13 protein-coding genes and 1 pseudogene are annotated in these 13,444 nt (G+C 72.1%); 8 read left to right on the top strand and 6 right to left on the bottom strand.

Annotation, left to right across the window (positions count from 1 at the left end; all coding sequences use genetic code 11):
* The first annotated feature begins 191 nt into the window (after positions 1 to 191).
* From AB0K00_RS49510 to AB0K00_RS49495, 4 genes are all read left to right on the top strand, one after another.
* Positions 192 to 1,085 (top strand): ABC transporter ATP-binding protein, encoded by an 894-nt coding sequence (locus AB0K00_RS49510; protein ID WP_363537433.1) that lies wholly within the window; start codon positions 192 to 194, stop codon positions 1,083 to 1,085.
* Positions 1,082 to 1,804, top strand: coding sequence for an ABC transporter permease (locus tag AB0K00_RS49505; RefSeq protein WP_363537431.1), 723 nt, complete (start codon positions 1,082 to 1,084; stop codon positions 1,802 to 1,804). Before AB0K00_RS49510 ends, AB0K00_RS49505 begins: the two co-directional genes overlap by 4 nt.
* A gap of 20 nt (positions 1,805 to 1,824) precedes the next feature.
* Positions 1,825 to 3,015, top strand: coding sequence for a sensor histidine kinase (locus AB0K00_RS49500; RefSeq protein ID WP_363537429.1), 1,191 nt, complete (start codon positions 1,825 to 1,827; stop codon positions 3,013 to 3,015).
* 121 nt (positions 3,016 to 3,136) lie between these two features.
* Positions 3,137 to 4,099: an aminoglycoside phosphotransferase family protein gene (locus AB0K00_RS49495; RefSeq protein ID WP_363537427.1), complete on the top strand. Its 963-nt coding sequence runs from the start codon at positions 3,137 to 3,139 to the stop codon at positions 4,097 to 4,099.
* A 90-nt stretch (positions 4,100 to 4,189) separates the two neighbouring features.
* Here AB0K00_RS49495 and AB0K00_RS49490 read toward each other — a convergent pair whose 3' ends face one another.
* Complete coding sequence (locus AB0K00_RS49490) at positions 4,190 to 5,311, bottom strand: FAD-dependent monooxygenase (protein WP_363537425.1); 1,122 nt, start codon at positions 5,309 to 5,311, stop codon at positions 4,190 to 4,192.
* 74 nt (positions 5,312 to 5,385) lie between these two features.
* On the opposite strand from AB0K00_RS49490, the gene AB0K00_RS49485 reads away from it, so the two are divergent.
* A complete protein-coding gene (locus AB0K00_RS49485) occupies positions 5,386 to 5,988 on the top strand; it encodes a TetR/AcrR family transcriptional regulator (protein ID WP_363537423.1) in 603 nt (200 codons plus the stop codon).
* Positions 5,989 to 6,674: 686 nt separating this feature from the next.
* On the top strand, positions 6,675 to 6,860 hold the full coding sequence (locus AB0K00_RS49480) for an antitoxin (RefSeq protein WP_363537421.1): 186 nt from the start codon (positions 6,675 to 6,677) through the stop codon (positions 6,858 to 6,860).
* A gap of 64 nt (positions 6,861 to 6,924) precedes the next feature.
* Here the strand turns inward: AB0K00_RS49480 and AB0K00_RS49475 are convergent, their stop codons facing one another.
* Positions 6,925 to 7,347: a DUF1360 domain-containing protein gene (locus AB0K00_RS49475; RefSeq protein ID WP_363537419.1), complete on the bottom strand. Its 423-nt coding sequence runs from the start codon at positions 7,345 to 7,347 to the stop codon at positions 6,925 to 6,927.
* 224 nt (positions 7,348 to 7,571) lie between these two features.
* Between AB0K00_RS49475 and AB0K00_RS49470 the strand changes: the two genes are divergently transcribed.
* Positions 7,572 to 9,320, top strand: coding sequence for a DEAD/DEAH box helicase (locus AB0K00_RS49470; RefSeq protein WP_363537417.1), 1,749 nt, complete (start codon positions 7,572 to 7,574; stop codon positions 9,318 to 9,320).
* A 58-nt stretch (positions 9,321 to 9,378) separates the two neighbouring features.
* Here the strand turns inward: AB0K00_RS49470 and AB0K00_RS49465 are convergent, their stop codons facing one another.
* Both AB0K00_RS49465 and AB0K00_RS49460 read right to left on the bottom strand, forming a co-directional pair.
* On the bottom strand, positions 9,379 to 9,780 hold the full coding sequence (locus tag AB0K00_RS49465; protein ID WP_363537415.1) for a hypothetical protein: 402 nt from the start codon (positions 9,778 to 9,780) through the stop codon (positions 9,379 to 9,381).
* Positions 9,781 to 9,785: 5 nt separating this feature from the next.
* Positions 9,786 to 10,199 carry a hypothetical protein gene (locus AB0K00_RS49460; RefSeq protein WP_363537413.1) on the bottom strand — a complete coding sequence of 138 codons (414 nt, stop codon included), beginning with the start codon at positions 10,197 to 10,199 and terminating at the stop codon, positions 9,786 to 9,788.
* Between the two features lie 154 nt (positions 10,200 to 10,353).
* Between AB0K00_RS49460 and AB0K00_RS49455 the strand changes: the two genes are divergently transcribed.
* Complete coding sequence (locus AB0K00_RS49455) at positions 10,354 to 11,601, top strand: EAL domain-containing protein (RefSeq protein ID WP_363537411.1); 1,248 nt, start codon at positions 10,354 to 10,356, stop codon at positions 11,599 to 11,601.
* Here AB0K00_RS49455 and AB0K00_RS49450 read toward each other — a convergent pair.
* Together AB0K00_RS49450 and AB0K00_RS49445 are read right to left on the bottom strand one after the other, a co-directional pair.
* The gene (locus tag AB0K00_RS49450) at positions 11,523 to 12,320 is read right to left on the bottom strand and encodes a hypothetical protein (protein WP_363537483.1); all 798 of its coding nucleotides are present in this window, start codon (positions 12,318 to 12,320) and stop codon (positions 11,523 to 11,525) included. The genes AB0K00_RS49455 and AB0K00_RS49450 overlap by 79 nt on opposite strands.
* Positions 12,294 to 13,382, bottom strand: a pseudogene (locus AB0K00_RS49445) (lytic polysaccharide monooxygenase); the annotation flags it as partial. The gene AB0K00_RS49450 and the pseudogene AB0K00_RS49445, both read right to left, overlap by 27 nt.
* Between the last annotated feature and the right edge of the window lie 62 nt (positions 13,383 to 13,444).

Here is a 13,444-nt window from a genome sequence, read left to right as displayed (position 1 = left end):
GTCGGCCTTCCGGGCGCGGCCTTCCGGGCGCGGCCTTCCGGGCGCGGCCTTCCGGGCGCGGCCTTCCGGGCGCGGCCTTCCGGGCGCGGCCTTCCGGGCGCGGCCTTCCGGTTCGGGCATGACATCCGTCATGGGGTCGCGGGTGACGCCACACAGATCCGCTGCGGTGGATACCCGGCGATGCTCTTCCCATGACGAACGCAGCTGTCCAGTTGACCGGCCTGACGAAACGGTTCGGAGCGCTCACCGCCGTGGACGGGCTGGACCTCACGATCCGCCGGGGCGAGGTCGTCGCGCTGCTCGGTCCGAACGGCGCCGGCAAGTCCACGACGATCGACATGCTCCTCGGGCTTCAGCGCCCAGACGCGGGCACGGTCCTGCTCGACGGGCAGTCCCCGGCGAAGGCGATCGCCAAGGGCACCGTCGGCGCCCTGCTGCAGAGCGGTGGCCTGCTGCCGGACCTGACCGCCGGTGAGACGGTGCGCCTCACCGCCGCCCTGCAGCAGCGGTCGCGGCCGGTGCGGGAGGTCCTCGACCGGGCGGGCGTCACCGAGTTCGCCAACCAGCGCGTCGGCGGCCTCTCCGGCGGGCAGCAGCAACGGATCCGCTTCGCGATGGCCCTCGTCGCCGACCCCGAGCTGCTGGTCCTCGACGAGCCGACGACCGGCATGGACGTCGAGACCCGGCGCGGGTTCTGGACCACGATGCGCCAGGAGACCGCACAGGGCCGCACGGTGCTGTTCGCGACGCACTACCTCGACGAGGCCGACGCCTACGCCGACCGCATCGTCCTGCTGCGCGCCGGGCAGGTCATCGCCGACGGCACCGCCGCACAGATCAAGGCCGCCGTCACCGGCCGGACGATCCGCGCCACCCTGCCCGGCGCCGACCTCGTCGGCCTCGCCGCGCTGCCCGGCGTCGACCGGGTCGAGACCCGCGGCGACGTGGTCATGCTGCACTGCGACGACTCCGACACGGCCCTGCGGTCCCTGCTCAGCACCACCGACGCGCACGACGTCGAAGTCACCGCACGCAACCTCGAAGACGCCTTCATCGCCCTCACCGCAGCCGGGAGCAGCAAGTGAACACCACCTACCTCCGCATGGAGATCGTCCGCCTGGTCCGCAACAAGCGGGTCGTCATCTTCTCGATGCTCATGCCGGCCCTCCTGCTGCTCATCATCGGCGGCGTCTCCGTCGGAGACGACTCGGACGCCAAGCAATACGTCATGGTCAGCATGGCCCTGTTCGGCGCCATGACCGCCGCCCTCACCAGCGGCAGCACCATCGCCGTCGAACGCGGGCTGGGCTGGAACCGCACCCTGCGCCTCACGCCCCTGTCCCCCGGCGGGTACGTCGTCAACAAGGTCATCGTCGCCCTGCTCGTCGCGATCCCCCCGGTCATCTTCACCTTCATCGTCGGCGCTGTGGGGCTGCACGTCCGGCTCACCGCGACCGAGTGGCTGCTCTGCTTCATCGGCGCCTGGCTGTCGGCGCTGCCCTTCGCCGCGCTCGGCGTCGTCATCGGATACCTCGCCAAGCCCGACGGCGTGCAGCAGGTCACGGCGCTGCTGAACCTGACCCTCGCGGCGTTCGGCGGGCTCTGGGTCCCGGTCGAGGTCATGCCGCACTTCATGCAGCAGATCGCGAGACTGACCCCGTCGTTCTGGACCGGCGAGGTCGCCCGCAGCCCCCTCGACCACGGCCACGTCGACGGCCAGGCGATCCTCGTCCTCGGCGGTTGGACCGTCGCGCTCGCGCTCGTCGCGCTGCGCCGGTTCCGCGTCGACACCGCCCGGGCCTGAGCGTCGGTACCGTGTCCGACATGAGCGAGACGCCCGGCCGCCGGCCCACACCCAGGTTCTTCTGGCTGTGGGCGGCGGTCTGGCTGTTCTACATGGCCGGCCCGATCGGCGACGCGTGGCGGCAGCCTGAGGTCTGGGAACGGGCCGTCGGCCTCGCCGCGGCCGCCGGGTTCTGCGTGCTCTACCTGCTGTCCTTCATGGCCGCCCGCACGGCGATGAGGCGCTCCGGCACCCCCATGCGGCTGCCGGAGGCCCTGCTCCGGCTCGGACTGATGGTCGCGCTGGCCACCGTCCTGACCCTCATCGTCGGCGAGTCCGGACTGACCTCGCTCGTCTACGTCGCCGTCATGGCCGTGTTCACCCTCGAGCCACGCCTCGCGTGGACCGTCGTCCTCACCGCCGCCGCCTCCGCCACCGCCCTGCCGAAACTCGTGCCCGGCTGGGACGGCGGCATCGACCTCACCTTCGCCGTCCTGGTCGCCGCGCTCGCCGTCTGGGGCGTGACCAGGGTCGTCCAGCGCAACGCCCAGCTCGCCGAGGCCCGGGAGGAGATCACCCAGCTGGCCGTCGCCGCCGAACGCAACCGCTTCGCCCGCGACCTGCACGACCTGCTCGGCCACTCCCTCACCGTCGTGTCGGTGAAGAGCGAACTCGCCGCGCGCCTGGTCCGCATCGCCCCGGAACGCGCCGAGACCGAGCTCGCCGACATCCAGCGCCTGGTCCGCGAGGCCCTCGTCGACGTCCGGGCCGCCGTCTCCGGCTACCGCGAGATGTCCCTCGCGACAGAGCTCGCCTCGGCCCGCAGCGCCCTGGACGCCGCCGGCATCGAGGCCGACGTGCCCCTCACGGCCGAGGCCGCCGACCCCGACCGGCAACGGCTCTTCGCCTGGGTCGTCCGGGAAGGCGTCACCAACGTGATCCGCCACAGCGAGGCGAAACACTGCTGGATCCGCCTCGAACACGCCGCCGTCGAGATCAGCGACGACGGCCGCGGCCCGAGCCCCCGACCGGGAAGCTCCCCCGCGACCGGATCGGGTCACTCCCACCCGGATGACCCTCGTCCTGGCGGCTCGGGTCTCTCCGGGTCCGCCCTCGAGGGCGCCGCCGGCCACGGCCTCGCCGGTCTGCGCGAACGCGTCGACTCCGCCGGCGGCACCCTGACCATCGGCAACCGCGAGGGCGGCGGCTTCGTCCTGCGCGCCGCCGCCTGAACCGCGCCGCGATCCGTGGGCCGGCCGGCCCCGATGGTGGCTTATGCGGTTGCCGGGTTGCTGAGCGGCGGGCAAGCTGCGGCCGGTGGACATCCTGCCGCCCTCAGACGGACCCCTGGACGTGACGGCCCCGAAGCGGCCACGGCCGACGACAGTCCCGGACGGGCGACGGCGGGCGACGATCGCGGAGGCGCTGCCGGCGACGGTCCGGGCGAAGGCCGAGGCCGCCGGGGCGCACGACTGGCTGCGACGGTTGCCGGACATCGTCGCCGGGATCGAGGAGGAGTGGGCCGTCACGGTCGGGCGCGTGTACGGCGACGCAACCGAAGCCCTGGTCGCCGACGTGACCACGGCCGACGGGTCGTCGGCCGTCCTGAAGCTGATCGTGCCCCGTCCCGGCGACGCGGCCGCCAACGAGATCACCGTGCTTCGGCTGGCCGGCGGCGACGGCTGTGCCCGGCTGCTGCGGCACGACGTCGCCAGGGACGCGCTGCTGCTGGAGAAGCTCGGCCCGAGCCTCTTCGAACTGGGGCTGCCGGTCGGCCGGCGCCACGAAATCCTCTGCGACGCGGCGAGCCGGGTGTGGCGACCTGCCCCGGACGCCGGACTGCCGACCGGGGCAACGAAGGGCGTCCGGCTCGGCACCTTCATCATGGGCGTCTGGGAGCGGCTCGGCCGTCCCTGCGCCGAACGCACCATCGCCCACGCACTCGCCTGCGCGGAACGCAGGGTCGCCGCCCACGACGATGAACGGGCCGTCCTCGTGCACGGCGACGTCCACCAGTGGAACACCTTGCGCGGCGCGGACGGCTTCCGGCTCGTCGACCCCGACGGACTGCTCGCGGAGGCCGAATACGACCTCGGGGTCCTGATACGCGAAGACCCGGTCGAACTGATGGCGACCGACCCCCGCACCCGGTCCCGCTGGCTCGCCGCCCGCACCGGCCTCGACGAGACCGCGATCTGGGAGTGGGGTGTCGTCGAACGCGTCTCGACCGGTCTCGTCCTCACCCAGGTCGGGCTCCAGCCCGTGGCCACCCAGATGCTCGCCGCCGCGGACACCATCGCCGCCATGCCCATCTGACATCTCCTTCCGCGACGGCGAGCATCTGATCCATTCGCCCCGCCCATCCGTCCCCGGGATCGCCGCCGACCGTTCCCGGGTCGGCGGCGGTCAGCCGTGGGCGAGCAGCACGCGGGCGGCGACGTTGCGGGTGGCGATGCCGAGCCTCGTCTTCGGGATCAGCATCGCCGTGGCGAGACCGGCGTTGCGCTGCTTGGCGTCGGTGTGGACGCGGTGTGCTGCCTCATACGCCGCGAACGCCGACGAATGGTCAGCCGGGGTCGCGGCCAGTGCCGCCGCGAGGGTGTGCGCGCCGGCCATGGCGAGGCTGGAGCCGTCGCCGAACAACGACACGCAGGACGCCGCGTCGCCGAGCAGCGCCACCCGCCCGTGTGACCAGGACGGAAGGCGGACCTGGCTGACCGAGTCGAAATAGAGCTCCGAGGTGGCCCGCAACTGCTCCAGCAGCTCGGGCACACGCCAGCCGGCGCCCGCATAGGCGTCCGAGACGATGCGCTTGTGCTGGGCGGTGTCGCGGTGGTCGAAGCCGTCGACCATCGGGCCGCGGAAGATGAACGCGGCCATCGCCCGGCCCGTCGACGGGTGGATCGACACGAGTCTGCCCGGCGTGTTGTGCATCAGCACGTCGTGCGGATATTCGGCCGGACCCTCCAGCGGCATGGTCGCCACCCAGACACCCATGTGCCGCACGAAGTCCCGCTCTGGACCGAACGCGATCCTGCGCACGGCGGAGTGCAGCCCGTCGGCGCCGATAATGAGGTCGAAGCGGCGTGGGGCGGCCCGCTCGAACGTGACGTCGACGCCCCGGCCGTCCTGGCGCATCGACGTGACGGTGTCGTCCCACAGCAGCTCGGCGTCATCACGTGCGGCCTCCTGCAGGATCGCGGCCAGGTCACCGCGCGGCAGCTCGACCTCACGGTTGCCGGCCGCGCTCTTCGAGGACGGCATCGGCATGCGACCGGCCGGGCGGCCCTTCGCGTCGATGACGAGCATCGTGGTGGCGTGAGTGGCCGCGGCACGCAGCTGCGGCATGATGCCCAGCTCCTCGGCCACGGGCAGCGCCGGGCCGCGCACGTCGACCGGGTTGCCACTGGAACGCAGGCCACCGGCGCGCTCCACGATCGTGGGGCGGAACCCGTGGCGAGCCAGGAAGTAGGCGAGTGTCGGGCCGGCCACGCCGGCACCGGAGACGAGGACCGTGGGAGGAGTCATGCCGACAGACTATCTGCACCGAGTGCAGAAATACAATGAGTGCAATCCGACACTTGATGCGGTACCATGTCTGCATGACCTTGCGTGACCGCAAGCGCGCCCGCACCCGGCAGTCGCTCGTCGACGCCGCGACAGAGCTGTTCGAGCGGGACGGCTATGAGCGCACGACGGTGGCCGACATCGCCGCCGCGGCGGACATCGGCACGCGCACGTTCTTCAGCTACTTCGCCAGCAAGGAGGAGCTGCTGTTCCCCGAGAGCGACTCCCGGGTCCAGGCGACCGTCGACGCGATCGCGGCCCGCAGACCACAGGACACCCCCGTCGAGGTGCTGGTCCGCGCCCTGCACCTGACCGGCGCCGACAACGACGACCTGACCGACCGGCTGGCGGCGCTGCGGCTGCGGCTGATCCGTGAGGTGCCGGCGGTGCGGGGACGGGCGCTGCAGATCCAGCTGGACGCACAGCAACAGATCGCGTCCCACCTGGCCGAGGCATTCCCCGAGCAGCTGGACAGGGTGAGGGCGGCAGCACTGGTGGGGGCATTCGTCGGCGCCGTCACCGGGGCGGTGCAGGTGGTGATCGAGGATCTGCCGGTGCATCACGATCCGAAGAAGTTGCGGACCGCGGTCGAGGAGGCAACGAGCATCGCGTTACAACCGTGGATGACGGCCAGTTAGGACGGCCCAGGCGACGGATCGGCCGATGCGCGCGGCGACGCGGGACCGGGGCGCCGCGCCGGCTGGCGCGAGGGCGACGCCAGGCAGGCGCGAGGGCGACGCCGACGGGCTCGAGGGCGCACGCCGACGGGCTCGAGGGCGCACGCCGACGGGCTCGAGGACGAGGCCAGCAGGCGCGAGGGCGCACGCCGGAAGGCGCGGGGACGTCGCAGCAGGCGCGAGGGCGCCGCGGCGGCGCACGCCGGCGGGTGGGCTCGAGGGCGAGGCCAGCAGGCGCGACGGCGCACGCCAGCAGGCGGGAGTGCGGCGCGCCGGCAGGCGCAAGGGCGGCGCCGACCACGCCATGCGGCCCACCCGCTCGCTCACCGAGCCGCCGCGGGTCGTCCGCCAGCGTGTCGCGGAATGAAACCATCAGGCGCCGCACCGGTCCGAGTTGCCGCCGGCCGAGATGTTACCGGTTTGCGGCTTTTGTGAATCGGCGATGCGCGACCCCGCCCGGGAGGCCAACCCAGACGGCACAGATTGCAGTTCGTCCGATTTGTCGAAGTCGGCGACGCGATCGTGACTCGCCCCGTCCGAGTGACCCAGCAGGAACGGTCGGGCATGATCGTGGCAAGGTGGCAGGGGCTCCGCCCAGCGCGACAGCGCCAGTCAACGCGGAGCAGAACAGACAAAGGGGACGAACAATGAACAGCTTCTTCGACCGGGTCAAGGATCTCGCAGACCAGCACGACGACAAGGTCGACGCGGCCCTGGAGAAGGTCGGCGACATCGTCGACGACAAGACCGGCGGCAAGCACTCCGAGCACATCGACAAGGCCGTCGACGCCGCCCAGCAGCACACCGGCGACGGCGACACCACCAAGAACTAAGTCACCACACGAGCTGAGTCACCACAAGCGCTGAGTCACCACAAGAACTGAGTTACAACAAAACTCAGCCCGCGGCCTTCTTCGCCGCGGCGTAGGCAAGGTGCAGGAAGTCGGCGCCGGCGATCGCGCTCGCCACGCCCATCCCGAAGCGGGTCAGCCGCGGGGCGAAGACGAGGCCGGCGCCGAGGCCGGACGCGACCCACACCGCGGTGCAGAACGGGCAGGTCAGCAGCTCGCCGAGGGCGTGCTGAACGCCGTGGCCGCGGGGGCTCTCGTTGAGCTCCGCGGACCCGGCCGCGCTCTCGAACTGGGTGACGGGGGCGCGCAGCGGGCTGGTGATCGTGTCCTTGGTGATGAGCCGCGACAGCTTGTGTGTCGAGACTGCCAGTAGCGCCAGATCAGCGCCCGTGGGGCGCTCCGGGAGCCGCTTTCCCGTGAGTTTGGCAACACCCGCGGCCGTCGCCACGGCGGCGGTGAAGACTGCCATGACCGTCGCGTATCCTCGCAGCGGACGCTCATCGGGCGCCTTCCGCGCATACGGGGAGGCCGGCCGGGCATCGATGTCTGCCATAGGGCCCCGGCTACCCGAACCGTCCGAGCGGCAAACAAGGTGATCGTCTCGGGTAGGATGTGTCTGCAACGTCGACCCCCGCGCCGCGACCACCACCGTCAGCGCCGGGCAGGACGACCCCTCAGACGTTCGGAGACTACATGGCGGTCCGCCGCCTCATCCCTTCCTCCTCGGCGACATTCGCTGACCTGGGCGTGCCCGCACCGCTGGTCGCGGTGCTCGCTGCCAACGGCGTGACCGAGCCATTCCCGATCCAGACGGCCACGCTGCCCGATGCGATCGCCGGCCGTGACGTGCTCGGTCGGGGCCGCACCGGCTCCGGCAAGACGTATGCGTTCGTGCTGCCCGTGCTGATCCGGCTCGCCGCCAGCCGCGCCCGCAACCCGCGCCGTCCAGGCCGGCCGCGGGCGCTCGTGCTCGTGCCGACCCGTGAGCTCGCGACGCAGGTCGAGGCCGCGATGGCCCCGCTCGCACAGGCGCTGCAGCTGCGCACGCAGGTCGTGTTCGGCGGCGTCGGCGCCAACCCGCAGATCTCCGCGCTGCGCGCCGGCATCGACGTGCTCGTCGCCTGCCCCGGCCGGCTCGACGATCACGTGCGGTCCGGCCACGCGCGCCTCGACGACATCGAGGTCACCGTCCTGGACGAGGCCGATCACATGGCCGACCTGGGCTTCCTGCCGGTGGTCCGCCGGCTGCTGGACGCGACGCCGTCCAACGCCCAGCGGCTGCTGTTCTCGGCGACCCTCGACGCGGGCGTCGATGTGCTCGTCCGCCGGTATCTGACCGACCCGGTGACGCACAGTGTCGACCCGGTCGCCGCGCCGCCGGTCGACATGACCCACCACGTGCTGCACCTGCGCGACGAGGACCGGTTCCCGGTGCTGGTCGAGCTGACCGCAGCGCCGGGCCGCACCGTGGTGTTCACGCGGACGAAGCGCGGCGCCAAGACGCTGGCGAAGAAGCTGGTCGCTGCCGGGGTGCCGGCCGTGGAGCTGCACGGGAACCTCGCGCAGAACGCCCGCGACCGCAACCTCACCGCGTTCTCCGACGGCAGCGCCCGCACGCTCGTGGCGACGGACATCGCCGCGCGTGGCATTCACGTCGACGACGTCGCGCTGGTCATCCACGCGGACCCGCCGGCGGAGCACAAGGCGTATCTGCACCGCTCGGGCCGCACGGCCAGGGCCGGCGCCAGCGGCACCGTGATCACGCTGATGACCGACAAGCAGACCGGTGACGTGCGGCAGCTGGCCCGTGAGGCCGGCATCAAGCCGACGATCACCAAGCTGCGGCCCGGTGACCAGCTGCTGACCGAGCTCGCCCCGGGCAAGCGCACGTTCCAGGAGCCGCCCGCCGAGCCGGTGGCCGTGCCGCGGCAGGGTCGTGGCCGGGCCAGGGACGCGTTCGACGACGGTGACAGCCAGCGCACCGCGGGCCGCCGCTCCGGTCGCCGCAGAGGCGCCGGGACGAGCCCGGAAAGTGCCACAAGCACCAGCGGCCGTGGTACCTCCGGCGCCACCGACGCCCGGCGCAGCACGACGGGTGGCGAGGCGCGCGGCACCGGACGCTCCGACGGCGGCGCCCGCCGCGGCCAGCAGGGCGACGGCGCCGCGAGGCGCACCGCGGACCAGACCGGCACCACCCGCCGGGCAGCGGACCAGGCAGGCACGGGCCGCCGGGTCGCCGACGAAGGCGACGCCGGTGGGCGTTCACGCGCCCGCCGCCCGTCCAACCAGCGGGAAGGTCAGCGCCAGCCGTCCACGGCGACCGGCGCCGGGGCCACCGGCGGGGGCGCGGCGAAGACCGGCGGCGCGGCAGCGACCGGCAGGCCGGCCAGCGCCGCGACGTTCTCCTCGCAGGCCAGGGTCGGCCGTCGCAGCGGCCGCTGAACGGCGGCCGAAACCATGAACGACCCGGCAGGTCCGCCGGGTCGTTCTCGTAACAGCGTCAGACGGGCAGGCCCCAGCGGACCAGCACCCGCTCCGCGCGGTAGGGGTCGACCTTCACCGACACGCGCTGACCGATCCCGGCCTGCGCCGACGCGTGCAGCGGCAGCATCGTCTCGACGGTGACCGGGTAGGGCGGCCTGCCGCCGTGCTCCACCAGCAGGTTCAGGCGCACCAGCGGCACCATGTTGATCCGCGTGCCGGTGTCCACGAGGCCGAGGATCGTCGCCGCGCCCGGTGTACCGGTGTGCTCCAGCTCCAGGTCGGCGGTCTGTGCCTGCATGCTGTGCTGGGCCTGCTGCATCTGAGCCATCCCCGCCCGCATCTGCGCGGCCGGGTCGTAGGTGGCGTCGATCGCCCGCGCCTGTTGGTTCAGCTTGCGCAGGTCACCGAAGAGGCCCATGGGTGTCAGACCTGACCGAAGAGGTTGCCGTAGTGCACGGCGAGCTGGGTGTCGCCACGCATGCGGGTCGGCCAGCCGGTGGCGGCCTCGTTCCACGCCTCGGCGGGCACGCCGAACGACTGCGCCTTGAGGATCAGGCCGTCGACGTTGAGGCCCTCCTGGGAGGCGGCCTTGGAGATGCGGGCGTACATGGTCAGGTCGACGCCGGCGATCGGGGCGAGCCGCGGGTCATCGGCGGCGATGCCGGTCGCGACCGGGGCACCGTAGGCGTTGGCGGCGCCGTACCCCTGCATGCCGTACGCGGCCTGCTGCGCGGCGTAGGCCTGCGCGGCCGCGCTGGTCTGCTGCGCCTGGGCGACCATGCCCGGGGCGGCGGCGACGACGTTCTTCATGTCCTTGAACTGCTTGAAAAGTCCCATGTCTCCCTCATCTGCTGCGTTGTCCTGCCAGACAGTAGGGATCCGGTTCAGCACGCAGCGTCAGGAAAGCGATCAAGACACTGTCACCAAGCCGCGCCGTGTGCTGCACCACAAAACGCTCAGGAACCGGCCGGCGACGCCGAGGTTGGTTGGCATGGCACGAGCCCGCACGGAGTCCGCCCAGCAGGTCGCGGAGCTGCTCAAGACCGCTCGCGAGGCACTCGGGCTGAGTCTGGCGTTCATGAGCCGGATGGACGAGACGACCCAGCACCTGGAGGTGGTGGAGTCGGCGCTGCCGCTGCTGTTCCCCGACGGGACGCAGCGCCCGCGGGACACCACGTTCTGCCAGCACATCATGGACGGCAAGCTGCCCGCGGTGATGCCGGACGTCACCAAGTTCCCGGTGGCGATGCGGCTGCCGGCCGCGAAGATGCCCCGCATCCGCAGCTACGTGTCGGTGCCGGTGGTGCTCAGCGACGGCACCGTCTACGGCACGTTCTGCGCCGCCGGGTTCGGCAAGGACAAGGAGCTGTCCAAGCGGGACAAGGCGCTGATGGAGGTGCTGTCGCACGCCGCCTCGCTGATCATCGAGCCCGACGTCCGCAACCGGGAGCGGCGCGCCGAACTCGAGCACCGGCTGGCACCGGTCGTCGACGCCGGCGGCCCGCTCGTCGTGCTGCAGCCGATCGTGGATGTGGCGACCGGGCGGCGGATCGGGGCGGAGGCGCTGAGCCGGTTCCCGCAGGACTGGAACCAGGCCCCGGACGTGTGTTTCGCCGAGGCGCACGAGCTCGGGATCGGTGACCACCTGGAGATCCTGGCCCTGCGGAAGGCGGCCGAGCACCTGGCCCACGTCGACGGGTACGTCGCCATGAACATCTCCCCCACCACGCTGCTCACCGACGAGTGCCTCGACCTGCTGGGCCGCCTGCCGCTGGACCGGATCGTGCTGGAACTCTCCGAACATCAGCAGGTCGAGGACTACGACCTGCTCAAAGGGGTGCTGGCGCCGCTGCGCGGCGGCGGGATGCGGCTGGCGATCGACGACGTCGGTGCCGGGTTCTCCTCGCTGCGGCACATCGTGCTCACCCAGCCCGACGTCATCAAGCTCGACCGCAGCATCGTCACCGGCGTCGGCGCCGACCCGGTGCTGCGGGTCCTCACCAGGTCGCTGGTCGACCTGGCGGTCGGGTGCGGCGCCACGGTCGTCGCCGAGGGGGTGGAGACCGAGGCCGACTCGCTCGCGCTGGCCGGCCTCGGTGTGCACCACGGTCAGGGCTGGTTCTACGGGCGCCCCGGTGCCCCGTCTGCGCTGCGGCCCAGTTACGAGCTGAGGCAGCCGATCCTGGACGCGCCGACGGCCACGTCGTCGAACCACAGGGTGTCGTCGCCGACGCCGTAGCTCTCCCAGCCGAGCCGCAGGTCCGTGACCCGCGGCTGCCACGCCTTCGACGACCACTGCTGGTCGATCTCGGCGGTCGGCACCCCGTCGACCTGCAGGCCCGGCACGGCGGTGCCGTTCAGCCACGTCGACAGCAGCCCGCGGCCGTCCACCATGAACTCCACGCAGTTCCACTGCCCGGTCGGCAGCGGGCGGCTCTGCGCGACGCCGGCCGGGCTCTGCGCCGGCAGGGTCGCGTCGTCGGACTCACGGTTCCACTGCAGGGCGCTGTTCTGCCCGCCGAGGCGCAGGTCCTTGCCGTCCACGTTGTCCTTCAACGCGGCGAACGCCACATGCGCCGTGGGCAGCGCCGTCGAATGGCGTACGTACAGCCGCCCGTACCACACGGAACCCAGACCGCTGAGATCCTTGGTGGGCTTCACGTAGACGTGGTTGCAGTAGCCCGCCTTGCCGTCGACCCGGACGGACTTCGTGCCGCCGTGCGTGACCGCACTGTCCACAGTGGCCGTTCCGGTGCCGGAGCAGTTGGCGTTGCTGACCGTCCACGCGCCGGACACGGGACCGCTGGTCTGGCTCTCGAAGCCGTCGCAGAACGCCGCGCCGGTGCAGCCGGCGGGCGGCGGACCCGACGACGTGCTGGCCGACGGGGACGGCGATGACGGCGCCGATGAGGTCGGCGGCGGTGCCTGCCCGTTGGCGGCGCAGCTGAGCTGCGGCACCGAGCTGGTCCCGTTGGCCAGGAAGCCGAAGGTGGTGCTGCCGCCGGCCGGCACGGTGCCGTTCCAGGTCGCGTTGGCCGCGCTGACGGCGGCGCCGGACTGGGTCACCTGGGCGTTCCAGCCCTGGCTGACCTGTTGCCCGCCGGCCCAGTTCCACCCGACGCGCCAGGCATTGATCGCGGTGGTGCCGGGGTTGGCGACCGTGACCTGCGCCTGGAAGCCGCCCTGCCAGCTGCCGGTCACCTGATACGTGGCGGTGCAACCGGCGTTGCCCGCCGGGGGTGGCGGACTGGACGACGATGGCGGACGCGGTGAGGCGGACGCCGACGCGGACGTCGACGGGCCCGGGTCGGTGGTGCCGACGCCGGTCACCTCGCCGTGGCCGCCGTCGAACATGACGTCGGAGCAGCCGTAGAACGTCTCGGTGCTGTCCGAGCGCGACCACACGGAGTAGATGATGTGCCGGCCGGACTTCGCCGACGGCAGCCGGCCGGTCCAGTAGTAGTGCCCGTCGGCGGTGCCGGGCGAGCCGACCATCGCCGGGTTCGTCGCCTGCAGGAACGGTGTGGACTCCAGGTCCGACCAGGCGAACGCCCGGGTCGGGTCGAAGCCGTCCTTGGTGACGTACAACGAGAACGTGCCCGGGTGCGCAGCCCAGTTACTGTAGTCGAACTCCATTGTGGAGCCGGACGTGAGGTGGGTTACCGGCCAGTCAGAGCGGTTCAGGTCGAAGCCGGAGAAGTCGTACACGGTCGCGCCGCCGCTGCACAGCTTGCCGTCGGGGATGAACCCGGCGGTGCGCCCGGCCCCGTCGGAGCGCAGCATCGCGAACCAGTTGTACAACGAGTTCGGCCCGCTCTGCGCGACCGCCGCGGCGCACGCCGGGTTCTTCGGCTGGATCGCCCCGGTGGCGCTCAGGCCGTCCTTCCAGCACAGATAGGTCCGGCTGCCCGGCACCATCATCGCGCCGTGCGCGGCCGCCGGGTCCGCCGCGAGGACTACCGTGCCCGCCCCGACGGTCGCCGCCGCGAGCCAGAGCGCGAGTCTTCGTCGTCGATTCATGGAACCTCTCAATCCAGGGACATTCACTTCCCTGGATTGCACGGGGTGTGACCGGCGCGTGG

The sequence above is a fragment of the Dactylosporangium sp. NPDC049525 genome (assembly GCF_040676755.1).
Taxonomy (GTDB): domain Bacteria; phylum Actinomycetota; class Actinomycetes; order Mycobacteriales; family Micromonosporaceae; genus Dactylosporangium.
The sequence above is the reverse complement of the archived record's forward strand: the minus strand, read 5'-3'. Positions and strand labels throughout refer to the sequence as shown.